The following is a 25,620-nucleotide window of genomic DNA, read 5'->3' on the forward strand; positions in this document are numbered from 1 at the left end:
CGCGCTCGTCAGGGCCGAGCGGGGTCGTCGAACGTCGGGGTGTGCGAGATGAGGGTGCGCGTGTACTCCTCCTGGGGCGCGTCCAACACCTGCGCGGTGAGCCCCTGCTCGACGACCCGGCCGCCGCTCAGCACGAGGATGCGGTCGGCGATGGTGCGCACGAGCGGCAGGTCGTGGGTGACGAACACCATCGAGATCCCGCGCACGTGCTTGATCCCCAGCAGCAGGTCGACGATGGACGCCTGGATCGACACGTCCAGCGCCGAGGTGATCTCGTCGCAGACCAGCACCGCGGGCTCGGCGGCGAGGGCCCGCGCGATCGCGACCCGTTGACGCTCGCCACCCGACAGGCGGTTGGCGCGTAGCCCCAGCACCCGTGACCCGAGTTGCACGTCGTCCAGCAGCGTCGCCGCCCGGTCGCGGGCGTCCTTGCGCGAGGAGGCGATTCCGAAGATCCGTAGTGGCCGGGTGAGGATCTGCTCGATGGTGCGGCGCGGGTTCAACGACTGGTAGGGGTTCTGAAAGACGTACTGCACCTGACGTCGCTGTTCGGTCGTGCGTCGCCGTGACGACGTCGCCAGGGCCGCGCCCTCGAACTCGACGACGCCGCTCCACTGGTCGTGCAGTCCGCCGATGCAGCGGGAGATCGTCGTCTTGCCCGAGCCCGATTCGCCCACCAGCGCGACGATCTCGCGCTGGGCGAGGTCGAACGTCACCCCGTGCACCACGGTCGACCGGCCGTAGGAGACGTCGAGGTCGTGCACCGAGAGCACCACGTCGCGCCGGGCCTGGGGATCGGTGTCGGCGAGGATGCGGTCGCTCGCGTCCCACGGCGGCAGCTCCGCCAGGCGGATGCACCGGGCGGCGTGGTCCGCCGACACGTCGACGAGTTGCGGGTCGGTCGTGGCGCATTCGGCCACCGCGAACTCGCACCGATCGTGGAACCGGCAGCCGCTCGGCCGGTGTCCCGGCGGCGGCGTCGCGCCGGGGATGCCGGTCAGCTTGAACGGCTGGTGCAGCAGCGGGATCGCCCCGAGCAGCGCGCGGGTGTACGGGTGCGCGGGTTCGGCGAAGATCCTTGCGGTCGGCCCGATCTCGACGACGAGCCCCGCGTACAGCACCGCCACCCGGTCGGAGATCTGCGAGACCACCGCGAGGTCGTGCGTCACGTACAGGGCGGCGACGTCGTACCGCTCACACAGGTTGGCGAGTGTGCTCAGCACCATCCCCTGCGTGGTCACGTCGAGTCCGGTGGTGGGTTCGTCGAGGACGAGCACCTTGGGCCGCGGCAGGAACACCATGGCGAGCGCGACCCGCTGCACCTGGCCGCCGGAGAGCTGGTGGGGGTAGCGCCGCAGGAACTCGTCGTCGTTCGGCAGCCCCACCTCCGGCAGGATCGCCCGGATCGCCGCGTCCCGCTCGCCCGCCGGGCCGACGTCGTGCAGGTCGAGCAGCTCGCGCAACTGGGCGCCGATGCGATGGGAGGGGTTGAGCGCCGAACTCGGGTCCTGCGGCACGTAGGCCACGTCGACCCCGCGGATGCGGCGGATCTCGTCGTCGCTCATCGAACGAAGGTCGTGGCCGGCCACCGTGATCGTGCCGTCGTCGATCCGGGCGCCGCGTCGGGCGTACCCGAGCAGGGCGGTGCCGGCCGTCGTCTTGCCCGAACCGGATTCGCCGACGAGGCCCACGATCTCCCCGGGTGAGATGGCGAGGTCGAACCCCTCGACGACGTCGGTGGCGGTGCCGGTGAGCCGGACCCGCAGCCCGGCGACCGTGCAGACCGGGCCCTCCACGGGCTGCTCTGCGGGGCGGTCGGTGACGGTCATGAGGTCCCCCTGGCGGCGCGCGCACCGAAGCCGTCGGCGATGAGGTTGGTGCCGATGGTCAGCAGGGCGATGAGCAGCACCGGGGCGATGACACCCCACGGCTGCACGAGGAGGGCGAGACGGTTCTCACTCGTCATCTGACCCCAGTCGGCGGCACCGGGATCGGTGGCGAACCCGAGGAACCCGATGCCGGCCACCATGCCGATCGAGTACGTGAACCGTAGACCCGTCTCGGCCAGCAGCGGGACGACGAGGTTGGGCCCGAGCTCGGAGACGACGATGCGCCACCGCGATTCGCCCATGGCCTCGGCCGAGGCGATGAAGTCCTGAGCCACGTACGTGGAGGCGACGCCGCGTGCCACCCGCGCGACGCGTGGCGCGTGGGCCAGCGCCACGAGCAGCACGATCATCCACCACGTCGGTTCGTCGACGGCGCTGAGCACGGCGAGCGCGAGGAGGATCTGCGGGAACGCGAGCAGCACGTCGCCCAACCGCATGACGACCTCGTCCAGCCACCCTCCGGCGTAGGCCGCGACGACCCCCGCGGCCACTCCGACGCCGACGCCGAGCAGCGTCGCGAGCACCGACATGAGCAGCACGGAGCTCCCACCGTGCAGGACCCGCGAGAGCACGTCCTGCCCGAGGTGGTCGGTGCCGAGGAACGAGCCCTGGGTCGAGAACGGGTCGCCGACGATGTCGTACTCCCCGTAGGGCGCCATGAACGGTCCGAGCACCGCGAGCCCGACGACGAGCAGCGTGATGACGGTGCCGATGAGGATCTTGGGGTCACGCGCCATCGAGGCGATCCCCGAGCCGCGGCGGGAGCGAGGTGTCGGTGTGCCGCTCATCGCCGCGGCGCCGTCGACGCCGGAGGTGCTGTTCTCGCTCATCACACCATCCCCGTCCGTGCCCGCGGCGTCGACAGGATCGACAGGACGTCGGCGACGAGATTCACCAGGACGTAGGCGCCCGCGATGATCATCGTCAGCGCCTGGACCACGGGGAAGTCGGAGTTGCGCACGGCGTCCACGAGCATCGCCCCGATCCCCGGGTAGTTGAAGAGGTACTCCACGAGCACGACGCCGCCGACCAGCCACCCGAGCTGCAACGCCGTCACCTGGATCGCCGGCACCACCGTGTTCGGCAGGGCGTGCCGCATGAGCACCCGCGTCTCCGGCACGCCCTTGAGCCGGGCGAGTTCGACGTAGTCCGAGTCCAGCGCCTCGACGAGCGTCGAGCGCAGGATGCGCGTGAGGTAGGGGACGATCGCGACGACGAGCGTGGCCACGGGCAGGATCATCGACGCCGGCACGTGCCAGGGCCGCGCGCCGATGGGCAGCGCGGTCACCGCCGGCAGCAGGTGCAGGACCGTCGTGGAGAACAGGGCCACGAGCAGGATCCCGGAGACGAACTCCGGCACCCCGGCGAGTCCGAGCGTGATCACCTGGATCGCGTCGTCGAGGCGGGTGCCGCGGAACCGGGCGCACAGCAGCGCCAGACCGAGGGCGACGGGGATCATCACGAGCGCAACGAGCGCCACGAGGAAGAGGCTGTTGACCACGCGGTCGCCGATGAGTTCGGAGACGGGGATGCCGGCGGCCACCGACGACCCGAGGTCACCTCGGAGCAGACCGCCGAGCCAGGACAGGTAGCGCTCGGGCAGGGAGCGGTCGAGCTCGAGTTCGGCGCGGATCGCCGCGACCCGCTCCGGGCTGACCTCGAAGTCGCGGCCGAGGATGGCGCGGACGGGATCGCCGAGGGCCGAGGTCGCGAGGAACACGATGACCGACACGAGCCAGAGGGTGAGCACGGCCAACCCCACACGGCGCGCGATCCACCGCGCCCAGGCGCGCTGCGGTGACCGCCGCGACTCGGAGGCTCCCTGCGTGGGGGTCGGCGTCGCGGTGCTCATGACGTCCCCGCCGGGCGGAAGAGGTTGAATCGGTAGGAGCTGACAGGCTGTTCGACAGCGGGCTGGACCTCGGCGAGCGAGGTGCTGTACGCGTCGACCTGGTTCTGGAAGGCCCAGATGAGGAACCCGCCCTCCTCGTACTCGATGCGCTGCGCGTCCTGAACCAGTCGGCGGCGGCGCTCCTCGTCGGTCTCCCGGAACGCCGAGCGGATCAGCTCGGTGAACCGCGGATGGTCGAAGTGGGTCTCGTTGTACGGCGAGCCCTTCAGCGAGGACTGCGCGACCTGTGGCAGGTAGAGGCGGGTGTTCCAGAAGTCCTGCGCGAACACCCACGAGAGGTACTGGTCGCCGTAGAAGACGCTGGAGTCGACCTGGTTGAGCCGCACCGACACTCCGGCGCGTCGGGCCTGTTGGGCGAACAGGCTCGCGGCCTCGACGGCGCCGGCGCCCACACCGGCGGAGGTGACGAGTTCGACCTGCAGGTCCGCGTGTCCGGCCTGGCGGAGTAGCGCCCGGGCCTGGTCGATGTCCTGGTGCCGTTGCGGGAGTTCGTTGCCGATGTAGTCGGGGTCGAACGGGGCGTAGAGGTCGTTGCCGAGGCGTCCGTACCCGCTGTAGGCCTGGTCGATCATCTGCTGCCGGTCGGCGATGAGGCGGATGGCCTGCCGGACGCGCACGTCGGAGAACGGCGCCGCGTCGACGCGCATGGTGAAGGGGACCCAGCCACCCGTCTCGGAGACCAGCGCCCTCGCCCCCTGCGCGCCGATGGCGTCGACGAGGTAGGCGGGCAGGTTGTCGATGGACTGCACCTGGCCGGCGAGAAGGGCGTTGACCTTGGCCGCGTCGTCGGTGAAGTTGGCGATGACCAGCTCGTCGAAGGAGGCGGGCACGTCCCAGTAGTCGGCGTATCGGCGGAAGCTGCTGCGTTGTCCCGGAACGAACTGCCCGTAGGAGAACGGGCCGGTGCCGATCGGGTTCTCCGGGTCGAAGTCGGCCGGGACCATGCCGGTGGAATAGCCCGCGAGCATCCGATCGAGGATGACGTAGGGCTCTGTGAGGTGCACGCGGTAGGTGCGGGCATCGAGCACCCGGCTGCTCTGCAGGTCGGCGATCGGGGCGATGTCGGACATGAACGGCGAGGGGTTCTCGGGGTTCAGCATCCGGGCGAGGCTGGCCTCGACGTCGCGCGAGGTGACGGGACGGCCGTCGTGGAAGGTGACGCCGGGTCGCAGCCGGATGGTCCACTGGGTGGCGTCGGCGTTGGGCGTGATCTCCTCGGCCAGCGCGGGTTCGATGCGGTAGTCGGGGGTGAAGCGGTACAGCGATTCGTAGAGCTGCCGCACCCGGGCGATGTCGGGGATCGTCACCGGAAAGTGCGGATCGAGGGAGTCCTTGAGCCCGCCACCGGTCGCGCCGTGGACGAGCTGGGAGGTGACGGCGTCGGAAGAGGGTGCGGTGCAGGCCGCAAGACCCGGCATCGCGACCCCGGCCAGCGCGAGCGCACCGAACCGCATGAAGCTACGGCGACCCAGCTCGGACTCGCGCGACATGGCATCTCTCCTCACCGGATGCCCCGACCCTAGCCCGATCCCCGCGCCCCGACCCTCCGAGCACCCGCCGGATCACCGCGGCACCCGCTCGCCGAGACGTGGCGTTCCACGTGTTCGAGAACTATCTCGGGCTCGAGTGTCGATCCGCGTCGGCGCCGTTCGAGGTAGGGGTGACGCTGCCGTTCCGGGCGGCCCTCGAAGCTGGGAGAGACACCATGTCGACCACAACGACCCACGTCATGCCGGGCACATCGATCACGTCGTCCGATCCGCAAGGGTGGGGCGCTAGCCTTCCGGCATGCCTGCCCCGGAGGGATTCGCGTACGTCGTGCGTGGTGCGGACGTCGTCATCAGCCACCACGGCCGGCCGGTGACGACCCTGCGGGGGCGTCGCGCGGCGGCCTTCCTCGACGACGTCGAGCGGGAGGACCCTCAAGAGCTCATGGCCAGGCTGACCGGCAACTATCGCCGGGGCAACGAACGTCAGGCGCGGAACCACCCGCGCAACCGCGGACGCTGACCGCCACCACACGTGGCATCGCACCTGTTCGAGCGGGTCGGTTCACGGTTCGTAGATCACGGTGGCGCGGCCGGCCAGCTGGTCCTGGAGCCGTTTCGTCAGCCCGCGTCCGCGTGCCTGCCACTCCTGATGCGCGGTCTCGTCGACGATCGAGTACCGGCTCACGGCGACGCCGAGCAGGTCCTCCCACTCCTGGCGCCACGTCCGCAGGTCGATGCGGAGGCCGTTCGAGATGGGCAGGTGACCGGTGTCGACCATGGCCCCCTCCTCGTTCCAGACGGGGTCGGCCATGTAGTCGGGGAACACCCGGAGCACCGGCAGCGTCGAATCGCGATCCTGCATCGATCCAGTATGTCGGGCGACGGCCGACGCGTGCGGTGCGCTTTCTGCTACAGGTGTCTCAGACTCCGATGACCGGGACCACGGACTCGAGACCCGCGAAGTCGTCCGGGTTCCGCGTGTACAACGTCGCGCCGTGCGCGTGGGCGGTGGCCGCGATCAGGAGATCCATGGTGCGTCGTCGAGGTTGCCGTCCGGTGGCGACCACCGCGGAGGCGAGTCGGCCGTAGCTCGCGGCGACGGCGTCGTCGATCGGCAGGGCGTCGAAGCGGCGCTGCAGCACGCTGAGACGCCGCAGACGTTCGGCGCGCGTGGCGTCGTCCTTCGCGACCAGGACGCCGAAGTGCAACTCGGCCAGGCTCGCGGCGCTGATCGCCACGATGCCGGGCACAGGGGTGACGGCGGGTCCGATCAGCACGCTGGTGTCGAGGATCGCCCGCTCGACGGGCGGCTCGGTCACGGCCGCCCCCACGGGTCACGCAGCTCGTCGTCGACCAGATCACGATCCTGCGCCCACGCAGAGTCCGCAGGCCCCCGGAACAGCTCCTCCAGGTCGGACCAACGGCCCCACTGGGACGGCCTGGCCGGCACGAGGCGCGCGCTCGCTCGCCCGGCCACCGTGACGACGAACTCTTCGCCCATCTCGACCCGGCGCACGAGCTCGGAGGCGTCCTGCCGAAGCTCTCTCAGTCCTACGGTCCTGCTCATGAACCCCACCATACGGCCCGCGTAGCACAAGTGCTATACCCCGTCCCGGGATCATCGTCGGACGAGTCGGGGGTGACCTCGCGTATCCCCCGACGCCCCCCATGAACGCCGAGACCGCCGCCTATAGGCGGCGGTCTCGGCGTTCGTGGGGGTGAGTTCGTGAATTTCGGCTCAGCGTCGGGAGGCGCTGTGCGAGCCGGCCGCGTGGTCGGCGGCGGACCGCTTGAGTTCGCTGCGCTCCCAGCCCCGGCGGGACTCACTCGCACCGAGGCGTGAGCCCAGACGCGAGCGGTACACGACGTAGGGGCGCCACATGTAGCTCAGCGGCGCGCTGAACACGTGCACCAGGCGGGTGAACGGCCACAGCGCGAACAGGAGGAACACGAGCAGCGTGTGCATCTGGAACGTCAGCGGCGCCGCCGTCATGTGGTCGGGGTTGGGGCTCAGGTAGAACAACTCCCGGAACCAGATCGAGACGCCCTCGCGGTAGTCGTAGTGCGACACGACGTTGCCCAGCACCGTGTTGGCCAGACCCGTGAGGATCGCCGCGGCGAGGAAGACGTACATGATCTTGTCGTTGGCGGTCGTCGCCGAGAACACGGCCGGGGTCATGCGGCGGCGGTAGATCAGGATGATCATGCCGACGATGGTGCAGAACCCTGCGATGGCGCCCAGCGCCACCGCCATGACGTGGTACATCTCCTGGGTGATGCCGACGGCCTCGGTCCACCGCTTGGGGATGACCAGGCCCATCACGTGCCCGGCGAGCACCACGAGGATGCCGAAGTGGAAGAGCGGGCTGCCGATCTGCAGCAGCTTGCTCTCGTACATCTGCGAGCTGCGGGTGGTCCACCCGAACTTGTCGTACTTGTAGCGCCACCAGTGGCCCACGACGAACGTCGCGATACACACGTACGGCAGCACCTGCCACAACAGGACATCCATGATCAGACCCTCGCTCCACTCGCGGCGTGACTACCAGAGACGAACGCCTCCATCCCGACCTGCTCGTCGGGGGGCCCGGAGGCGATGAGAGAACGCACCGTGTCGCGGTCCTGCCCGGCCAACGCCGGCAGGGTGCAGGTCACGGCCTCGATGGCGTGCGCGTACGGCGACTGCCGGTCGGTCAGGGAGATCCGCAGCAACTCCAGACCCGGCCGGTGGTCGAGCAGGAGGGTGCGGCCGACGGCACCGTCGACACTGGCCGCGAAGTCGAGCGCGACGCACAGGTGGTCGGGCAGCTCGTCCTCGGCGAGGGTCGCACCGCAGCGCTGATAGGCCTGCTTGATGTCGAGCAGGGCCATGCCGCGACGCCGCGTGTCGCCGTAGGCGTAGTAGGTCAGGTGGAGGCAGCAGCGACGGCGCAGGTCGAACGTCTCGACGTAGGAGAACTGCGCCGCCTGCAGTGGTACCTGCTCGAGGTACTCGACGACGGCGAGCAGATGCCGCGCCGCCGGACCCGACGCACCCTCCTCGATGGCGGCCCGGATCACCGGGAGGTCCGCGAGGAGTTGGTCGTCGGGGTAGTCCAGCAGCAGCGAGGCCGCCTGGTAGATCACGCGATCCGCCTCGGTGACCCGCACACCCCGGGAACGTTCGAGCACCGTCGCGCTGCGGGGCACAGCGGTGTCGGGCATGTGCCCCGACAGACCGGCGGGCACCGACGGCTCCCACGGCGTGCCCGTCTCGGGGTCGCGCTCCTCCGGGTGGGTCGGCGCCGCGATGGCCGGGGCGGGCTTGCGGCGCAACAGGGGCAGGGAGAGCTTCACTGCGTCAGCCCCTCCGAACGGTCCGAAGGATCGCCCATGCGATCGGCAGACATCCGCTTGGCGATCTCGTTGCGGCTTTGGATGGCCACCGGCACCGGACCACCCCGACCGGAGTCGGCCCCGAACGGGGAGTCTCCCCCGCCGTACTCGGAGACCGCGCAGTCGGTGGCGAGCTCCTCGAGGCGGTGGGCGTCCTCGACGTGGGCGCTCGGGATGACGTAGCGCTCGTCGTACTTCGCGATCGCGAGCAGGCGGTACATGTCGTACATCGCCTCCTCGGTCATGCCCACCGACGCCGGGATCTCGGCCTTCGGGTCGCGGCCCAGGTTGATGTCGCGCATGTACGAGCGCATCGCCGCGAGCTTCTTGAGCACGTTCTCGACGATGGTGACGTCGCCCGCGGTGAACAGCTCCGCCAGGTACGCACTCGGGATGCGCAGCGTGTCGATGGCGCTGAACAGGACGTCGTGCGACTCCACGTCGGTGGCCGGGCCCGCGCTGCGGGTGACCTCGTCGACGATCGGCGACAGCGGCGGGATGTACCAGACCATCGGCATGGTGCGGTACTCCGGGTGCAGCGGCAGCGCGACCTCGTAGTCGTGGATGAGGCGCCACACCGGGGACTTCTGCGCGCCCGCGATCCAGTCCTCCGCGATGCCGGCGCGACGCGCCTCCTCGATGACGACGGGGTCGTGCGGGTCGAGGAAGCACTCACGCTGCGCCTGGTAGAGCCGCTTCTCGTCGGGCTCGGTGGCGGCCTCCAGCACCTTGTCGGCGTCGTAGAGCACCAGGCCGATGTAGCGCAGCCGGCCCACGCACGTCTCCGAGCACACGGTCGGGATGCCGACCTCGATGCGCGGGAAGCAGAACGTGCACTTCTCGGCCTTGCCGGTGCGGTGGTTGAAGTAGACCTTCTTGTACGGGCAGCCGGTGATGCACTGCCGCCAGCCGCGGCACGCGTCCTGGTCGACGAGGACGATGCCGTCCTCCTCGCGCTTGTAGATCGCACCGCTCGGGCAGGAGGCCGCGCAGCTCGGGTTGAGGCAGTGTTCGCAGATGCGCGGCACGTAGAACATGTACGTGCGCTCGAACTCCATCTTGACGTCCTCCTGCACCTTGCGCAGGATCACGTCGCGCTCGAGCAGTTCGGAGTTGCCGCCGAGGTTGTCGTCCCAGTTGGCCGACCACTCGATGTTCATGGGTTTGCCCGTGATGAGCGAGTACGGGCGGGCGACCGGCGTGTGCTCCTGCAGGGGGCGCTGATGAGCGTGTCGTAGTCGTACGTCCACGGCTCGTAGTAGTCGTCCATGCCCGGCAGGATCGGGTTGGCGAAGATCTGCAGCAGCTTCTTCACGCGGCCACCGGCGCGCAGCTTGAGCCGGCCGCTCTTGGTGAGGACCCAGCCACCCTTCCAGCGCTCCTGGTCCTCGTACGTGCGGGGGTACCCGAGGCCGGGGCGGGTCTCGACGTTGTTCCACCAGATGTACTCGGTGCCGGAACGGTTGGTCCATGCCTGCTTGCACGTGACCGAACAGGTGTGACACCCGATGCACTTGTCGAGGTTCATCACCATCGCCATCTGGGCCATGACGCGCATCAGATCGCTCCTTGCTGGGCGCGGGTCGGGCGGCTCGGGGTCGCGGCGGGGGACGCCGCGGGCATGGATGCCATCAGTAGGTGACCTCCTGGCTGCGGCGGCGGATGACGGTGACCTCGTCGCGCTGGTTACCCGTCGGGCCGTAGGTGTTGAACGCCCACGAGATCTGTCCGTACCCACCGGCGACGTGGCTGGGCTTGAACAGGATTCGCGTGGCCGAGTTGTGGATGCCGCCGCGCTTGCCGCTCGCCTCGGCGATCGGCACGTTGATCGTGCGGTCCTGGGCGTGGTGCATGTAGACCGTGCCCTGCGGCATGCGCGTGGAGACGATGGCCCGCGCCGCGATGACACCGTTGCGGTTGACGGCCTCGATCCAGTCGTTGTCCTTGATGCCGAGCTTGTCGGCGTCGACCGTGCTCATCCAGATGGCCTGCCCGCCGCGGGCCAGGCTGAGCATGAGCAGGTTGTCCTGGTACTCGGAGTGGATCGACCACTTGTTGTGCGGGGTGAGGTAGCGGACCGTGAGGCCCAGCCCCTCGGCGTCGGGCTGCCCGAGTTCGGGCTCGCCGTAGAGCAGGTGCATGTTGAGCGGCGGCCGGAACACCGGCAGCGCCTCCCCGGACTCGCTCAACCAGTCGTGGTCGATGTAGAACTGCTGCCGGCCGGTGACCGTGTGCCACGGCTTGAGCCGCTCGACGTTGACGACGAACGGGCTGTACCGGCGGCCACCGTGCTCGCTGCCCGACCATTCGGGTGAGGTGATGACCGACTGCGGCGCCACCTGCGTGTCGGTGAACGTGATGCGCTTGCCGGCCTCGTCGGCGGAGAGGTCGGCCAGCTTCATGCCGGTGCGCTCCTCGTACTGCTTCCACCCCTCGGTGGCGAGGCGGCCGTTGGTCGTGCCGGAGAACGCGAGGATGGCCTCGCACATGTGCCGGTCCTCGGTCAGGGCCGGCTGGCCGTCGGCGATGCCGCCCCGGACCTTGCCGTTGCGGCCGCGCAGCATCTCGACCTCGGGCGTCGGGTCGTAGGTGACGCCCTTGGTGACCATGCCGAGCTTGCTCGCGAGCGGTCCGATGGCGCCCCACTTCTGGGCCACCGTCGTGTAGTCGCGTTCGACCTCGACCATCTTGGGCATCGTCTTGCCCGGGACGGGGTCGCACTCCCCGGCACGCCAGTCCTTGGCCACGCCGCGCGGGTAGGCCATGGCGTCGGGTGTGTCGTGCTGCAGCGGCGCGAGCACCAGGTCGGTGCGGGTGCCCAGGTGCGTCGCGGCGAGCTCGCTCACCTTCTCGGCCATGAGCTTGAACGTCACGTAGTCGCTCTTGGCCTGCCACGGCGGGTTGATCGCCGGGTTGAAGGAGTGCACGTAGGGGTGCATGTCGGTGCTGGACAGGTCGTACTTCTCGTACCAGGTCGCGGCCGGGAAGACGAGGTCGGAGAACAGCGTCGTGCTCGTCATCCGGAAGTCCAGGCACATGAGCAGGTCGAGCTTGCCCTCGGGCAGGTCCGGGTTCCAGGTGACCTCGCTGCCGCGGTGCCCCTCCCCGGCCGGCTCGGCCCGCAGTGAGTGGTCGGTGCCCAGCAGGATCTTGTTGAAGTACTCGTTGCCCTTGGAGCTCGAGCCCATGAGGTTGGAGCGCCACACCGTGAGCACCTTGGGGTGGTTGTGCTCGCCGTCGGGGTCCTCCGCGACGAACTTGAGTCGCCCGCTGGTGAGTTCGCGGACGATGTAGTCCTTGGGCGCCATCCCCTCGGCCTTGGCGGCGTCGCAGTGGTCGAGGATGTTGCCGGCGAGGGTGGGGAAGCTCGGCATCCACCCCATGCGGGCGGAGGCGGCGAGCAGGTCGGCGGGCGACTTGCCCTTCCACATCCCGGTGCCGGTCGCGGCGGCGATGGCGTCGGCGCCGTGGGAGTCGTAGCGCCACTGGCCGGTGTGCAGGTAGAAGAACGCCGCCGAGATGTTCTGGCGCGGCGGGCGCTGCCAGTCCAGGGCGAACGCCATCTGGCTGAAGCCGGTGTGCGGACGCACCTTCTCCTGACCGACGTAGTGGGCCCAGCCGCCACCGTTCTTGCCCTGGCACCCGGTGAGGGTCGTGAGGGTGAGGAACGTGCGGTAGATGGTGTCGGAGTGGAACCAGTGGTTGGTGCCCGCGCCCATGATGATCATGCAGCGTCCGCCGGAATCCCGTGCGGTGCCGGCGAACTCGCGAGCGATGCGGATGCACTGCGCGGCCGGGACACCGGTGAAGGTCTCCTGCCACTCCGGCGTGCCGACACCGTCGGGGTCCTCGTAGCCGGCCGGCCACTGACCCGGCAGTCCCTCGCGGGCGACGCCGTACTGGGCCAGCAGCAGGTCGAAGACGGTGCAGACCAACTGGCCCTCGATCTCGCGCGTGGGCACGCCACGGATCATCGTGGCGGCGGTGCCGTCGAGGGTGTCGAACCGCGGCAGCGCGACCTCCGTGCCGCCGGCGCCGTCTCCGGCGGTGGTCAGCAGCGGACGGATGTCACCGAGGTCGAGGTTCCACTTGCCCTTGCCCTCCTCGCCGAACCGGTGACCGAGCGAGCCGCCCGGCACGACCGGCACGCCGTTGGGGTCGTCGGCCCCGTCGAGCAGCATCGGCTTGAAGTCGGCGTTCTCGCTGGTGTCACCGAGGTCGGAGGCCATGAGGAACTTGCCCGGGACGAGCACCTCGCGCCCGTCGATCTCACGCGTCTCGAGGCGCACGAGGAACGGCAGGTCGGTGTAGGTGGCGACGTAGGAGGAGAACTCCGGGGTGTTCTTCTCGACGAAGAACTCCTTGAGGATGACGTGGCCCATGGCGATGGCCAGCGCCGCGTCGGTGCCCGGCGCCGCGGGGACCCACTCGTCGGCGAACTTGACGTTGTCCGCATAGTCGGGGGCGACGGCGACGACCTTGGTGCCGCGGTAGCGGACCTCGGTCATGAAGTGCGCGTCCGGAGTACGGGTGACGGGGACGTTGGAGCCCCACATCATCAGGTACGCGGCGTCCCACCAGTCGGCGGATTCGGGCACGTCGGTCTGGTCGCCGAACATCTGGGGGAGGCCGGCGGGAGGTCGGCGTACCAGTCGTAGAAGCTCAGCATGGTGCCGCCGAGCAGGGAGTAGAACCGGGCACCGGCCGCATAGGAGGCCATCGACATGGCCGGGATGACCGAGAAGCCCGCGAGACGGTCGGGACCGTACGCCTTGATCGTGTGCACGTGGGCGGCCGAGGCGATCTCGACGGCCTCCTCCCACGTCACGCGCACGAGGCCACCCTTGCCGCGGGCCTGCTTGTACCGGCGCGCCTTCTCGGGGTCCTCCACGATCGAGGCCCACGCCCGCACCGGGTCGTCGTCGAACTGCGCCTTGGCCTCGCGGAACATCTCGACCAGCACGCCTCGCGCGTACGGGTAGCGCACGCGCGTGGGGCTGTAGGTGTACCAGGAGAAGGCGGCGCCGCGGGGGCAGCCGCGGGGCTCGTACTCGGGGCGGTCCGGACCGACGGTCGGGTAGTCGGTCTGCTGGGCCTCCCACGTGATGATGCCGTCCTTGACGTACACCTTCCACGAGCAGGAGCCCGTGCAGTTGACGCCGTGGGTGGAGCGCACCACCTTGTCGTGGCTCCAGCGGTCACGGTAGAAGGTGTCGGCGTCGCGACCACCCTCGATGGTGACCGTGCGGAGGTCGTCCGCGACGTTGGTGGACTTCTTGGTGAAGCGCCGTCCCATCCTCAGGAGGGCGTCGGTGGCCGAGCCGTCCATTCCGGCGGTCGGGCGGGTTCCGGAGGTGGTGCTCAACGGCTGACTCCTTCATCCAGGGGGCGTCGTGTCATTTATACCGGAGATCCCCCGCCAAATGCTGGTGGGTGGGCGATCCCGTCGGGCGATCATTTTTCGCTGAGCACCATGTGGCAGCTCGACTGCGTGGCCCACGGCTCGAGCCGCGCGGTGGCTCGGCCCCGGGAGGTCGTCTCGACGACGCGGGCCGCCATCCCCCGGTGCACCTCGCACATCAATCCGTCGACCTGCCCGGCGCGCATGAACGGACACGCCCGGCACTCGATCTCCCGCCGGTCCTCCGACACCGCGGCGCCGAAGCCGAGGGCGGAGAAGAAGAAGGCGATCTTGTCCATGTGATCGGCGAGCCGCAGGTGCGCGTACGCGCGCGCCGAGTGGACCCGGTGGTCCGGGATCGCCTCACCCACCATGCGATCCGCCCACGCGACCCCGATCTGACGGGCCGCGGCGGCCGGGGTCGGGTGGGTGTCCCGCAGGACCGAGACCGTGGCACCGAGGACGTCGAGGAACATCCGCAGCGGACCCTCGACGTCGGTGGGAACGACGGAGGAGTACCCGAACGAGGGACGTCCGGGGCCCGAGACGGGCAGGCGCTCCCGACGCACGAGCCCCGCCGCCAGCAGAGCGTCGAGGGTCTCACGGATGGAGCTGGACCTGATGCCCGCGTCCCCGGCGAGCTGCGCCGCGGTCACCGGCTCACCGGCCGACCCGAGACGGGTGAGGACCGAGCGCTGCGCGGGAGTCAACCCGGCGACGCGGCGCAACGACTCCGCGACCGACATCGCCGGCGGGTCAGGGGAGATCGTCGAGGCGTGAGAGGACCCGACATCCGGCCGTCCGACCGTCCCGTCGCCACCGCTGTAGCCGTTCACCGCCGCGATCCTCATTGCGGGCCTCCCTCCACGAACCGTCGATCCGGTTCTTATACACCGGGTTTCCGCCTCGAAACCCTTTACCCTCTGCTGAAGAGGGGGCACGGGCATCATGCCCCCACCGCCCCGACATCACCGGTGGCCACCTGCGCGAGGAAGGACCTTGTTCCCTACGGAGAAGACCGGCGCGACCGACTAGATTTCACAGGAGAGTCTCTGACATAAACTCTCCGATCGAGAGTTTGCCTGCTCAGACCCGTGCTCACCAGCAGAGGACCCGATGACGACCAGCCCACCGGATTCCACCCGCCCACCCGTGGAAACGACCGCAACCGCTCCCGCCCAGGCACCCGGCGCCCACCGGGTGATGTGGATGTCGACGATCGGCTTCACCGCGATGTTCGCGGTGTGGATGATGTTCGGCATCCTGCAGAAGCCGATCCGCACCGAGCTGAACCTCACTGAGGCTCAGTACAGCTGGATCCTCGCGGCCGCGATCCTCAACGGGTCGATGTGGAGGTTGCCGGCCGGCATCATCACCGACCGCATCGGTGGCCGCAAGGTCATGACCTTCCTGCTGCTCGCCAGCGCGGTCCCGGCGTTCCTCGTCTCCCAGGCACAGAGCTACGCGATGCTCCTGTTCCTCGCCTTCCTCGTCGGCTTCGCCGGCAACTCGTTCACCGTTGGAACGGCCTGGAACTCCGCCTGGTTCACCCGCAACCGTCAGGGCTTCGCCCTCGGCGTCTTCGGAGCGGGCAACGTCGGCGCGTCCGTCACCAAGCTCATCGGCCCGGCGTTCATCGCCGCCACCACAGGCGCCACATACTTCGGCATCGTCCAGGGCGGATGGCGCCTCATCCCCGTCCTCTACGCGTTCCTGCTCATCGCGCTCGCGCTCGCCACGTGGTTCGTCGTCCCCCACCAGGACCGCACGCCGGGCCACGGCAAGCCGCTGCGCGAGATGCTCGTCCCGCTGCGCGAGGCGCGGGTCTGGCGCTTCAGCCTCTACTACGTGGCCGTGTTCGGCGCCTACGTCGCCCTCTCCTCCACGCTGCCCGGGTACTACGCCGACAACTTCGGTGTCGACCTCGCCGCTGCCGGTCTGCTCACGGCCACGTTCATCTTCCCGGCCTCGCTCCTTCGCCCGGTCGGCGGCTGGATGTCGGACCGCTGGGGTGCTCGCAGGATCATGTACCTCACGTTCGGGCTCATGCTCGTCTCGACCGGCATCCTCATGATGCCCAACGGGCACATCGTCATCGCCCACGCCGACGGCAGCCAGACCCAGCACCTCGGGTACTCGATCGGCCTCGTGCCCGTCGTCATCCTCATCTTCATCCTGGGTTGCGCCATGGGCATCGGCAAGGCCGCGGTCTACAAGCACATCCCCGAGTACTACCCCGACAACGTCGGCTCGGTCGGCGGTCTGGTCGGGATGCTCGGCGGGCTCGGCGGGTTCTTCCTGCCGCCGATGTTCGCCTACAGCAAGGCATGGTCCGGATTCCCGACGAGCACGTTCTTCGTGCTCTTCATCCTCGTCGCGATCTGCGCGGTCTGGATGCACGTGACGATCCTTCGCATGCACGAAAAGCAGTCTCCCGAAATGGCTCGTGACATCGACGACAGCACCCTCTACACGACTGGAGCACCGGCATGAGCACCGCCCCGCCCCCTCCGAGGGCACCACGCGTTCATCGGAATGGTTGACGTCCTGGGATCCCGAGAACGCCGAGACCTGGGACTCCAAGCTGGCCTGGCGCACCCTGTGGGTGACGACCTTCTGTCTGACCCTGGCGTTCATCGCCTGGTTCCTTCCCAGCGCGATCATCCCCAAGCTCAACGCGCTCGGCTATTCCTTCACCAAGGATCAGCTCTATTGGATGGCGGCCATGCCCGGTCTCGCCGCCGGTCTGCTGCGGATCATCTGGATGGTCCTGCCGCCCATGATGGGCACGCGCAAGATGGTCACGCTCACCACGTTGCTGCTCATCGCCTCCACCCTCGGCTGGGGTGTGCGGGTGCAGTCGCCGACGGCCCCGTACTGGGAGCTCATGGTGCTGGCCTTCCTCGCCGGTATCGGTGGTGGCGCCTTCTCGGGATTCATGCCGAGCACCTCGTACTTCTTCCCCAAGAGCAAGCAGGGCACCGCCCTCGGCCTGCAGGCGGGCATCGGTAACCTCGGCGTCTCACTCGTGCAGTTGCTCACGCCGTACTTCATCGCGATGGGCGCCCTGGCGGTGTTCGGCGGTAGCCAGCAGATGACGATGCCGGGCCAGCAGCCCACCACGGTCTGGTACCAGAACGCGGCCTTCGTCTGGATCCCGCTCATGCTCATCGGAGCGGTCCTGGCGTGGACGACGTTGAAGTCGGTGCCGATCAAGGCCAACGTCAGGCAGCAGTTCGACATCTTCGGCAACATCGACACCTGGTACATGACGCTGCTGTACATCATGACCTTCGGTACGTTCTCCGGTCTGTCGGCGCAGTTCGGTCTGCTCATGGCCAACCTGTACGGCATCGGCAACCCCGAGATCGTCCAGGGCGCCGGCTCCGGGGCGCAGATGCTCGTGCAGGGCTACCAGGTGCCGGACGTCGTCCAGTTCGTCTTCCTCGGCCCGCTCGTCGGTGCCGTCGCGCGGTTCGCCTTCTCTCCGCTGACCGACCGGATGGGTGGTGCGATCTGGACCCTCATCTCCGGTATCGGCCTCGTGTTCTCGATCGCGTACACGATTCCGGCGCTCACCCCGGACACGAGTTCCGCGGCGGCTCTCGACGCGGGCTTCAACCAGTTCCTCTGGGGCATGCTCGCGATCTTCCTGTTCTCCGGGATCGGCAACGCGAGCACGTTCAAGCAGATGCCGATGATCTTCGAGAAGCGTCAGGCCGGTGGCGTCATCGGGTGGACGGCGGCCATCGCCGCGTTCGGTCCGTTCTTCTTCGGTATCGGCGTGACGACCTTCGGTCCGGTGATCTTCTACGCCATCGGTATCGTCTTCGCGCTCATGTGCATCGTCATCACGTGGATGAGGTACGCCCGGAAGGGTGCTCCGAAGCCGAGCTGACGACAGGGCGAGGACACGAGCGCCAGCGAGGCCCGGAGCCCCGAGGAAGCCGGCGCTACCAACACGCCGAGCTGACGACAGGGCGAGGACACGAGCGCCAGCGAGGCCCGGAGCCCCGAGGAAGCCGGCGCTACCAACACGCCGAGCTGACGACAGGGCGAGAAGACCAGCGCCAACGAGCGCCGGGGTGGGAGATGCGGTCTCCCACCCCGGCGTTCGGCGTTTCCGGAGGCGGTGGATGAGGTGGAGGCGCGACGACCGGGTCGGGGCGGAGCGCCTGCGCCAACCGGTTTCGGGCACAAAAAGAGGGACGCTGCCGGGCGTGACCCCTGATTTCACGCCCGGCGCGTTCCCCCGTCGACAACCGGCTGAGACCCGAGCTGTCTTTGGTGCGGCCTGCCACCGCACTCACGACATTAGGGGCCGGGGCCCAGGCGGCACATCACACCTGGGGATGAAGCCGCACCATCCGAAGTCGTACATGGCGCTCGACCATAGGAGGGGTCACGCGAAAGGTGATAGATCACGCACGCGCGAACAGCACGCGGTACTCGTCCTCGGAGACCTCGTCGACCTCGGCCGAGTACTCACCGGGCAGCCGCTGCTCGAGCAACTGCGCGATGCCGGAGGGGTCGGTGTTGACGACCACGCGCACGGACCCTTCCGACGGGAGCCCCATGAGGACTCCGAAGATGGCCGACTGACGGATCATCGGGTCCAGCTCGCGGGCGTCGAGCTCGGGGACGTATGGCCCTCCGCAGCCGCCGCCGCACCCTCCACCGCCGCAGCCGCCGCCCTGTTCACCCGTGCCACATGCCCCGCTCATGACCTGCTGCTCCTTCGGTTCTCGGGCCCGGACGGCCGCACCTCGCCGCCGCCTCGGGCGCCGCGTTCACCTCGCATCGGTGACGCGATCCTGCGCCTCAGCCTATCGGGCGGGGTCGGGATGAAAGACTGACGTCACCGGGTCCGGCGCCCCGCCGAAGGCGCAGGCCCACGACCGTCCAGCCTTGAGGAGTCCCCATGCTCGTGCGCGAGATCATGACCGCCCCCGCCGTCAGCATCCACGCCGACGCCGCCCTCGACGACGCGATCGAGCTGCTGGCCGGCAGGCGCATCACTCTTCTGCCGGTCGTGGACGACGCCGAGCACCTCGTCGGCGTGATCAGCGAGATCGACGTGCTGCGTCGCGCCGTCCAGCCCGACGGTCGCGCCCGCGTGATGCCGCTGCCCGAGAGCGAGCCCATCCCGCCGCACATCACCGACATCATGACCAAGGAGCCGCACACGACGACCGAGGGCGCCGATGTCGCCGACCTCGTCGACGTGTTCGTCTCCACCTCCATCAAGAGCCTCCCCGTCGTGCGCGGCGAGAAGCTCATCGGCATCGTCAGCCGCAGCGACATCATCCGTGCCTTCTGGCGCAGCGACGACGACCTGCGCGACGACCTCGTCGCCGCGTTCGCCGACTACGGCCAGCAGGCGTGGAGCATCCGCGTCACGCACGGCGTCGTCACCATCGGCGGCACCGGGTCGGCCCGTGAGCGGGACGTCGCCGTCGCGATCGCCCGCTCCGTGCTCGGCGTGCGCCGGGTGCAGGTGGAAGAGGCTGCGTGACCCACGCGAGCGACCCGAACGAACCAGACAGCGCCGACACCACCCCCGAGGTGCGGACAGGGACTGGCGCCGCCCGCGCCCGCTCACGCGCCCCGATCGTCACCGGCGTCGTCATCGCGCTCGTCGCGGCCGGTGCGTTGAGCTTCGCGGCGCTGCGTGCCGGGCCCGACACCTCCGCGCCCACGACGGGCACGACCGGCGCGGCCACCCCAACCGCCTCCCCGTCCGGCCCCGCGCCCACCTCGGCGCCGTCGACGGGGCAGTCGGACGAGGCGGCGGCCGCCATCGCCGCGGTCCAACGACGCGAGAAGGACGACCCGTTCGCCCTCGGACGCCCCGACGCCAAGGTCGTCCTCGTCGAGTTCTCCGACTGGCGGTGCCCGTTCTGCGGGCTGTGGGCGAGGAGCACCAAGCCCGAGCTGCAGCGGTTCATCGACGACGGCACGCTGCGCATCGAGTACCGCGACCTGCCGATCTTCGGTGAGGAGTCGCACCTCGCGGCCAAGGCCGGGCGTGCCGCCGGTGAGCAGGGCCGGTTCTGGCAGTTCTACGACGCCGTGTTCGCGGCGGCCCCCGAACGCGGCCACCCGACTCTCGACGCGGCCAAGCTGCGCGAGTTCGCGCAGAAGGCCGGGGTGCCCGATCTGGAGAAGTTCGACGCCGACATGTCCGGAACGGCCGTCGAGGAGCAGATCCGTCGCGACGTCGCCGACGCCCAGCGGCTCGGCGCTCCCAACAGCGTGCCGTTGTTCCTCATCGGTGAGGAGGCGTTGAGCGGCGCCCAACCCACGGAGGTCTTCGTGGAGGCGGTCGAGCGCCAGGCAGCCCGGGCCTCGTGACCGAGATCGGTTACGCCGCTGCGTTGTTCGGCGGGATCGCCACCGTGCTCAGCCCGTGTGCGGCCATGCTGCTGCCCGCGTTCTTCGCGTACGCCTTCACGTCCGCGACGACGATGATCGGCCGCACGCTGATCTTCTTCTGCGGCCTGCTGACGACCCTGGTCCCCATCGGTGCACTCGCGGGCGGTCTCGGCGCGCTGCTCGTGGCCGAGCGAACGGCCCTCGTGACGATCGCGGCCGTCGTCGTCATCGTGCTCGGCGTGCTGCAGGCCCTCGCGATCCCGCTGCCCGGGCTCGCGCGGCGCTCACGTGGCGCCGACGCCGCGAGCCCGATCGCCGTGTTCACCCTCGGCCTCGCCTACGGCGTCGCGGGGGTGTGCTCGGGGCCGATCCTCGGCTCGGTGCTCACCGTGGCGGCCCTCGGCGGCGATCCGTTCTACGGGGCGATGCTCCTCGTCGTGTACGCCGCGGGGATGGTGGCACCCGTCCTCGTGCTCGCGCTGCTGTGGACCCGCCTCGACCTCGGCTCCCGGTCGTGGCTGCGGCCGCGGCCCGTGCAGGTGGGCCCGGTGTCGACGACGGTGGGCAACCTCGTCTCCGGCGGCCTGTTCGTGGCGGTGGGCCTGCTCCTGCTCCTCACCGAGGGGACGGCTGCGGTCCAGGGCGTCCTCGGCGTGCCGGCGCAGCAGCGCGTCGAGCAGTGGATGCTCACCGTCGGGCGGGCCGTCCCCGATCTCGCGATCGTCGCGGTGATCCTCGTGGTGGCGGGAGTGTCGGCGGCGGTCGCACTCCGGCGTCGATCTGGGGCTTCTTCCCCGACGCCGCGGTAGGGGGCCGTCTCAGGCGATCTGCCGCACCTCGACCAGGTCGGGGTACGCGGCGCGCAACGCCGTCTCCACGCGGTGGTGCAGTGTGGCCGATGCCGCGGGGCAGTGGCCACAGGCGCCGGTCAGCCGCACGTCGACGCAGCCGTCACCGACGCCCACGAGCTCGATGCGCCCGCCGTGGGAGCGCACGTAGTCACCGGCCTCACCGGCGATGACGGACTCGGTCGCCTCCGCGAGCGCGGCGTCCGGCCCGTGGATCGGGGCACGCTCTCCGCTGCTGCGCCAGGCCGCCGGTTCACGCAGGGCCAGGCCGAGCGCCGTACGGACGCGCGGCCCGATCGACGCCCACGTCGGCGCGTCATCGGCAGACGGCACCAGCCGCACCAGCAGAGCCCCCGCCTCAGCGACCGCCGTGAGGACGCCGCCCGCGACCAGATCACCGAACTCCCCCGGCGCAGCGACGATCTCACCGCGCACCGCGAGCGTCCCGGGAGGGATGACCCACCGCAACGCTGCCGGGTCACCGTCGACCGCCTCGGGGTGGAGGGGGACGGGCTGCGCCTCACTCACAGCGCCATCTCCACGACGTGCCTCGCCAGGAACGCCATCGACCACGCCAGGACGAACATGTACGTGAAGGCGATGGCCGGCCACTTCCACGTGCCCGTCTCGCGGCGCAGCACACCCACGGTCGACATGCACTGCAGGGCGTAGAGGAAGAAGACGAGCAGCGCGGCGATCGTCGGTGGGGTGAACAGGGGCTCGCCGGCCCGCTCGCCCTCGAGCACGGTCATGGTCGACAGGGCCGCCGTCGGTTCTTCCGGGTCGGTGGCCGCGGCGACCTGACCGAGGGTCGCGACGAAGACCTCCCGCGCCGACAGGGAGGCGATCACGCCGACGTTGATGCGCCAGTCGAACCCGAGCGGCTCGAAGACGGGACCGACCGCGCGGCCGAGGTCGGCGGCGTAGGAGTTGTCGATGACGTAGGTGCTCACGGCGATGTCGTCGCCGACGTCCACCCCGGCGGCGGCGAGGTCCGCGTCCCCGCGCAGAGGCAGGTTGAGCAGCAGCCACAGGATGATCGTCGTGACGAGGATGATCGTCGTCACCTTGCGCAGGAACGCCTTGCACGCGTCCCACACCGCGAGCGCCACCGACCGCCAGCTCGGCCAGCGGTAGCTCGGCATCTCCATGTAGAACGGCAGGATCGGGCCGCGACGGTCGCCGAGGCGTTTGAACACCCACGCCATCGTCATGGCCGAGACGGCGCCGGCGATGTAGAGCGCGAACATCACGGTGCCCTGGGCGCCGAACGGGCCGACGCGGGCATCGCGGTCGACGAGCATGCCGATGAGCAGCACGTACACGGGCAGCCGGGCCGAACAGGTCATGAGCGGCGCGGCCATCATCGTCGCGAGACGGTCGCGGGCCGAGGGCAGCGTCCGCGTCGCCATGATGCCGGGGATCGCGCAGGCGACACTCGAGAGCAGCGCGACGAACGCGCGCCCCTCGAGCCCGGCCCCGGCCATGAGTCGGTCCATGAGGAACGCCGCGCGCGACATGTACCCGACGGACTCCATGAGCGAGACCAGCAGGAACAGCAACGCGATCTGGGGCAGGAAGACGATCACGCCACCGAGGCCACCGATGAGCGCGTCACCGAGGAACGAGGCCAGCCACGGGTTGGAGACCCGCTCGGCGACGAGCGCGCCGAGGGCCGCGAATCCCTGTTCGACGAGGTCCTGCATCGGTGCGGCGACCGTGAAGATCGTCTGGAAGAACGTGAACATCACGGCGAAGAACAGCAGCGTGCCGAGCACGGGGTGCAGCAGCACGGCGTCGATGCGCCGGGTGCGTTCGTCGACCCGGGGGTCGTGTACCGCACCGTGCGCAGCACCGACTCGATCCAGGCCGTCCGCTCCGCGGCCTCGGTCGGCGGCGGGAACGGAGGCGACGTCCACGACCGGGCCTGCGGCAGGGCCGCCTTGAGCTCGCCGACGCCCTCGACGCCCCCGACGACCACGTGGACGTCGATCCCGAGGGCGCGCTGCAGGGCCTCGACGTCGAGCGAGCCTCCGCGGCGCCGGAGTTCGTCGGTGAACGACAGGACGACAGCGGTGGGCAGACCGCGCTGCATCACCTGCGCCAACAGGCCGAGCGAACGGCGCAGCGAGGTCGCGTCGAGGAGGACCAGCAGCGCGTCGGGGGTGTCGCTGTGGTGCGCCGGGTCGAGGACGTCGGTGACGACGTGCTCGTCGGGGCTGATCGGGTCGAGGCTGTAGGTGCCCGGCAGGTCTTCGACGACGAGGTCGCGACCCTCCACGCGGCACAGGCCCTCGTACTTGGCCACCGTGACGCCCGGGTAGTTGCCTGTCTTGGCGCGGAGGCCGGTCAGGGAGTTGAACAGCGTCGTCTTGCCGGCGTTGGGGCTGCCGACGAGGGCGACGCGCAGGTCTCCGGAGAGCGCAGCGGCGCCTCCGTGGTGGTGGGCGCCCATCAGGTGGCCGGGATGCCCGCTCGGACGTCGACCCGGATCGCCGCGGCATGGCGTCGACGCAGGGCGATCTCGGTGTCGGCGACGCGGAAGATCGTCGGGTCGCCCAGTGGGGCACGGCGCAGCACCTCGACGGAGGCGCCGGGCGCGAAGCCCAGATCGACGAGACGCCGGGCCGCGGCGGGCTCGAGGTCACCACCCACACCGGTGACGACGACGCGGGATCCGGCCGGCACCGCCGCCAGGGTCCCCTCCACGCTCGCCCGTCGTCGGCGCATGCGGCGACCCACGCGCGCCGACGCACCGGGAACGAGCGTGACGTGCAGGGGGCCGGGACGTGACCCTGCGGGGATCTCTGCACCCGCGAGCACCGATGCGGACTCGGACATGAGCGACTTCTCTCCACCGGCCGACACCGTCGCGAGAGGCGGGGTCGATCGTCGCGATAGGGAACCTCTTGGTGAGGCCAGGCTAACCTGGGGCCGCGGCGCTGTCTGCGTGTGATACCTCACTCCGGCCCACCGACCGTCGATCGCCCGGCCCGCACCCCTCGCCCCGAGCGAGGCTCTGCGCTATACAGGCGGCATGACCGACGCACCTGCCTCGCTGTCCTGGATCACCCGACTCATGGAGTTCGACACGACGAGCCGCGGGGCCAACCGGCCGCTCATCGACGACGTCGCCGGCGCCCTCGCCGAACTCGGGCTCGAGCCGCACATCCGTCCCTCGGATCAGGAGGGCAAGGCCAACCTGGTCGTCACCATCCCCGACCGCGACGGCGGGAAGGACGGCGGCGTCGTCCTGTCCGGACACACCGACGTCGTTCCCGTGGACGGGCAGGAGTGGACGAGCGAGCCGTTCTCCCCGAGGTGCGCGACGGCCGCCTGTACGGGCGCGGGTCCTGCGACATGAAGGGTTTCATCGGCGCGGCGCTCACCGCGATCCCGGAGTTCCAGGCCGCCCGGTTGTCGGAGCCGATCCACCTCGTCCTGTCCTACGACGAGGAGGTCGGGTGCCACGGCGGGCGTCAGCTCGTCGACGACCTCGCCGAGCTCGGCCTGACCCCCGCGTGTGCATCGTCGGCGAACCCACCAGCATGCGGATGATCGCCGCGCACAAGGCGATGACCGTGATGACCGCGTCGTTCACCGGTGTCGCGGCGCACTCCTCGCTCACGCCCTCGGGCGTCAACGCGATCGAGTACGCCTCCCGCTTCGTCGTGTACGCGCGCAATCTCGCCGACAGCATGCGCGATTCCGGCCCGTTCGACGAGGCCTACGACGTGCCCCACACGACGATGTCGGTCAACGAGATCTCCGGCGGCATCGCGCAGAACACCGTGCCCGACCGGTGCGACGTCACGGTCGAGTTCCGTGCCATCGCCGAGAACGATCCCGAGGAGATCGTCGGCCATCTGCGTGAATGCATCGACGACCTCGACACCCGCATGCGCGAGGAGAACCCCGACGCGGGCGCCACCCTGACCGTGCTCTCCGCCGTCGTCGGGCTCGACACGGCACCCGACTCCGAGGGCGCGCGGTTCGTCGCCGACCTCGTCTCGCGCACCGAGGGCCTCACCGACACCGAGCCCGTCAAGGTCACCTACGGCACGGAGGCCGGCCTGTTCTCCAAGGCGGGCATCGACACCCTCGTCCTCGGCCCCGGCGACATCGCCCAGGCCCACGCCGCCGACGAGTTCGTCGAGCTCGACCAGATCCGCGCCTGCGAGCGGTTCTTCTCCGCACTGGCGGCACGCCTGTCGGAGTGAGTCGCCATCGCGCGTGAGTCGTCATCCGCGCGGGGGTCGCGGGTGGGTCCGGGTGGCCTCCCGTGAGAGGCCGCCCGGACTCCCGCGTTCTGCACTTCCGGTCAATTCGC

At 69.8% G+C, this 25,620-nt stretch carries 24 protein-coding genes and 2 pseudogenes; 9 read left to right on the forward strand and 17 right to left on the reverse strand.

What is annotated here, in order from left to right:
* Nucleotides 1-8 precede the first annotated feature (8 nt).
* Genes QQK49_RS16235 through QQK49_RS16250 form a run of 4 tightly spaced genes read right to left on the reverse strand, consistent with a single transcriptional unit; the run spans nt 9 to nt 5,291 of the window.
* Nucleotides 9-1,829 carry an ABC transporter ATP-binding protein gene (locus tag QQK49_RS16235; RefSeq protein WP_284304836.1) on the reverse strand — a complete coding sequence of 607 codons (1,821 nt, stop codon included), beginning with the start codon at nt 1,827-1,829 and terminating at the stop codon, nt 9-11.
* The gene (locus QQK49_RS16240; protein WP_284304837.1) at nt 1,826-2,719 is read right to left on the reverse strand and encodes an ABC transporter permease; all 894 of its coding nucleotides are present in this window, start codon (nt 2,717-2,719) and stop codon (nt 1,826-1,828) included. The genes QQK49_RS16235 and QQK49_RS16240 overlap by 4 nt, the downstream gene beginning before the upstream one ends.
* Nucleotides 2,719-3,741 carry an ABC transporter permease gene (locus QQK49_RS16245; RefSeq protein WP_284304838.1) on the reverse strand — a complete coding sequence of 341 codons (1,023 nt, stop codon included), beginning with the start codon at nt 3,739-3,741 and terminating at the stop codon, nt 2,719-2,721. Before QQK49_RS16245 ends, QQK49_RS16240 begins: the two co-directional genes overlap by 1 nt.
* Nucleotides 3,738-5,291, reverse strand: a complete 1,554-nt coding sequence (locus tag QQK49_RS16250) for an ABC transporter substrate-binding protein (protein ID WP_284304839.1) — start codon at nt 5,289-5,291, stop codon at nt 3,738-3,740. The genes QQK49_RS16245 and QQK49_RS16250 overlap by 4 nt, the downstream gene beginning before the upstream one ends.
* 298 nt (nt 5,292-5,589) lie before the next feature.
* Between QQK49_RS16250 and QQK49_RS16255 the strand changes: the two genes are divergently transcribed.
* A complete protein-coding gene (locus QQK49_RS16255; protein WP_284304840.1) occupies nt 5,590-5,811 on the forward strand; it encodes a hypothetical protein in 222 nt (73 codons plus the stop codon).
* A gap of 42 nt (nt 5,812-5,853) precedes the next feature.
* Here QQK49_RS16255 and QQK49_RS16260 read toward each other — a convergent pair whose 3' ends face one another.
* The 8 genes and pseudogenes from QQK49_RS16260 to QQK49_RS16295 form a co-directional block, all read right to left on the reverse strand.
* Nucleotides 5,854-6,153 (reverse strand): hypothetical protein, encoded by a 300-nt coding sequence (locus QQK49_RS16260; protein ID WP_284304841.1) that lies wholly within the window; start codon nt 6,151-6,153, stop codon nt 5,854-5,856.
* Nucleotides 6,154-6,211: 58 nt separating this feature from the next.
* The gene (locus tag QQK49_RS16265; RefSeq protein WP_284304842.1) at nt 6,212-6,610 is read right to left on the reverse strand and encodes a type II toxin-antitoxin system VapC family toxin; all 399 of its coding nucleotides are present in this window, start codon (nt 6,608-6,610) and stop codon (nt 6,212-6,214) included.
* The gene (locus QQK49_RS16270) at nt 6,607-6,858 is read right to left on the reverse strand and encodes a type II toxin-antitoxin system Phd/YefM family antitoxin (protein WP_284304843.1); all 252 of its coding nucleotides are present in this window, start codon (nt 6,856-6,858) and stop codon (nt 6,607-6,609) included. Before QQK49_RS16270 ends, QQK49_RS16265 begins: the two co-directional genes overlap by 4 nt.
* Nucleotides 6,859-7,029: 171 nt before the next feature.
* Nucleotides 7,030-7,803 (reverse strand): respiratory nitrate reductase subunit gamma, encoded by a 774-nt coding sequence (gene narI / locus QQK49_RS16275; RefSeq protein WP_284304844.1) that lies wholly within the window; start codon nt 7,801-7,803, stop codon nt 7,030-7,032.
* 2 nt (nt 7,804-7,805) lie between these two features.
* On the reverse strand, nt 7,806-8,627 hold the full coding sequence (gene narJ / locus QQK49_RS16280) for a nitrate reductase molybdenum cofactor assembly chaperone (protein ID WP_284304845.1): 822 nt from the start codon (nt 8,625-8,627) through the stop codon (nt 7,806-7,808).
* Nucleotides 8,624-10,224, reverse strand: a pseudogene (gene narH / locus QQK49_RS16285) (nitrate reductase subunit beta). Before narH ends, narJ begins: the two are co-directional and overlap by 4 nt.
* 73 nt (nt 10,225-10,297) lie before the next feature.
* Nucleotides 10,298-13,995 (reverse strand): annotated as a pseudogene (locus tag QQK49_RS16290) (nitrate reductase subunit alpha).
* Nucleotides 13,996-14,120: 125 nt separating this feature from the next.
* Entirely contained in the window at nt 14,121-14,903 is a 783-nt protein-coding gene (locus QQK49_RS16295; protein WP_284304846.1) for a helix-turn-helix transcriptional regulator, read from the reverse strand.
* Between the two features lie 316 nt (nt 14,904-15,219).
* On the opposite strand from QQK49_RS16295, the gene QQK49_RS16300 reads away from it, so the two are divergent.
* Both QQK49_RS16300 and QQK49_RS16305 read left to right on the forward strand, forming a co-directional pair.
* The gene (locus QQK49_RS16300; protein ID WP_284304847.1) at nt 15,220-16,560 is read left to right on the forward strand and encodes an MFS transporter; all 1,341 of its coding nucleotides are present in this window, start codon (nt 15,220-15,222) and stop codon (nt 16,558-16,560) included.
* Between the two features lie 46 nt (nt 16,561-16,606).
* Entirely contained in the window at nt 16,607-17,965 is a 1,359-nt protein-coding gene (locus QQK49_RS16305; protein ID WP_284304848.1) for an MFS transporter, read from the forward strand.
* A 523-nt stretch (nt 17,966-18,488) separates the two neighbouring features.
* Here QQK49_RS16305 and QQK49_RS16310 read toward each other — a convergent pair.
* Nucleotides 18,489-18,791, reverse strand: a complete 303-nt coding sequence (locus QQK49_RS16310) for a DUF2249 domain-containing protein (RefSeq protein ID WP_284304849.1) — start codon at nt 18,789-18,791, stop codon at nt 18,489-18,491.
* A gap of 197 nt (nt 18,792-18,988) precedes the next feature.
* On the opposite strand from QQK49_RS16310, the gene QQK49_RS16315 reads away from it, so the two are divergent.
* The 3 genes from QQK49_RS16315 to QQK49_RS16325 are packed head-to-tail and all read left to right on the forward strand — an operon-like array spanning nt 18,989 to nt 21,251.
* The gene (locus QQK49_RS16315; protein WP_284304850.1) at nt 18,989-19,582 is read left to right on the forward strand and encodes a CBS domain-containing protein; all 594 of its coding nucleotides are present in this window, start codon (nt 18,989-18,991) and stop codon (nt 19,580-19,582) included.
* Nucleotides 19,579-20,421 carry a DsbA family protein gene (locus tag QQK49_RS16320; RefSeq protein WP_284304851.1) on the forward strand — a complete coding sequence of 281 codons (843 nt, stop codon included), beginning with the start codon at nt 19,579-19,581 and terminating at the stop codon, nt 20,419-20,421. Before QQK49_RS16315 ends, QQK49_RS16320 begins: the two co-directional genes overlap by 4 nt.
* Nucleotides 20,418-21,251, forward strand: a complete 834-nt coding sequence (locus tag QQK49_RS16325; protein WP_284304852.1) for a cytochrome c biogenesis CcdA family protein — start codon at nt 20,418-20,420, stop codon at nt 21,249-21,251. Before QQK49_RS16320 ends, QQK49_RS16325 begins: the two co-directional genes overlap by 4 nt.
* A gap of 9 nt (nt 21,252-21,260) precedes the next feature.
* Here the strand turns inward: QQK49_RS16325 and QQK49_RS16330 are convergent, their stop codons facing one another.
* Genes QQK49_RS16330 through QQK49_RS16345 form a run of 4 tightly spaced genes read right to left on the reverse strand, consistent with a single transcriptional unit; the run spans nt 21,261 to nt 24,131 of the window.
* The gene (locus QQK49_RS16330) at nt 21,261-21,818 is read right to left on the reverse strand and encodes a NifU family protein (protein ID WP_284304853.1); all 558 of its coding nucleotides are present in this window, start codon (nt 21,816-21,818) and stop codon (nt 21,261-21,263) included.
* Nucleotides 21,815-23,083: a ferrous iron transporter B gene (locus QQK49_RS16335; protein WP_284304854.1), complete on the reverse strand. Its 1,269-nt coding sequence runs from the start codon at nt 23,081-23,083 to the stop codon at nt 21,815-21,817. The genes QQK49_RS16330 and QQK49_RS16335 overlap by 4 nt, the downstream gene beginning before the upstream one ends.
* On the reverse strand, nt 23,038-23,745 hold the full coding sequence (locus QQK49_RS16340) for a FeoB small GTPase domain-containing protein (protein WP_284304855.1): 708 nt from the start codon (nt 23,743-23,745) through the stop codon (nt 23,038-23,040). Before QQK49_RS16340 ends, QQK49_RS16335 begins: the two co-directional genes overlap by 46 nt.
* A complete protein-coding gene (locus QQK49_RS16345; protein WP_284304857.1) occupies nt 23,745-24,131 on the reverse strand; it encodes a FeoA family protein in 387 nt (128 codons plus the stop codon). The genes QQK49_RS16340 and QQK49_RS16345 overlap by 1 nt, the downstream gene beginning before the upstream one ends.
* A gap of 196 nt (nt 24,132-24,327) precedes the next feature.
* Between QQK49_RS16345 and QQK49_RS16350 the strand changes: the two genes are divergently transcribed.
* Genes QQK49_RS16350 through QQK49_RS16360 form a run of 3 tightly spaced genes read left to right on the forward strand, consistent with a single transcriptional unit; the run spans nt 24,328 to nt 25,510 of the window.
* On the forward strand, nt 24,328-24,654 hold the full coding sequence (locus tag QQK49_RS16350; RefSeq protein ID WP_284304858.1) for a hypothetical protein: 327 nt from the start codon (nt 24,328-24,330) through the stop codon (nt 24,652-24,654).
* Nucleotides 24,651-24,848 carry a M20/M25/M40 family metallo-hydrolase gene (locus QQK49_RS16355; RefSeq protein ID WP_284304859.1) on the forward strand — a complete coding sequence of 66 codons (198 nt, stop codon included), beginning with the start codon at nt 24,651-24,653 and terminating at the stop codon, nt 24,846-24,848. The genes QQK49_RS16350 and QQK49_RS16355 overlap by 4 nt, the downstream gene beginning before the upstream one ends.
* Entirely contained in the window at nt 24,839-25,510 is a 672-nt protein-coding gene (locus QQK49_RS16360; protein WP_284304860.1) for a M20/M25/M40 family metallo-hydrolase, read from the forward strand. Before QQK49_RS16355 ends, QQK49_RS16360 begins: the two co-directional genes overlap by 10 nt.
* Nucleotides 25,511-25,620: the final 110 nt, after the last annotated feature.

Source organism: Mobilicoccus caccae (assembly GCF_030161635.1).
Classification (GTDB): Bacteria; Actinomycetota; Actinomycetes; order Actinomycetales; family Dermatophilaceae; genus Mobilicoccus; species Mobilicoccus caccae.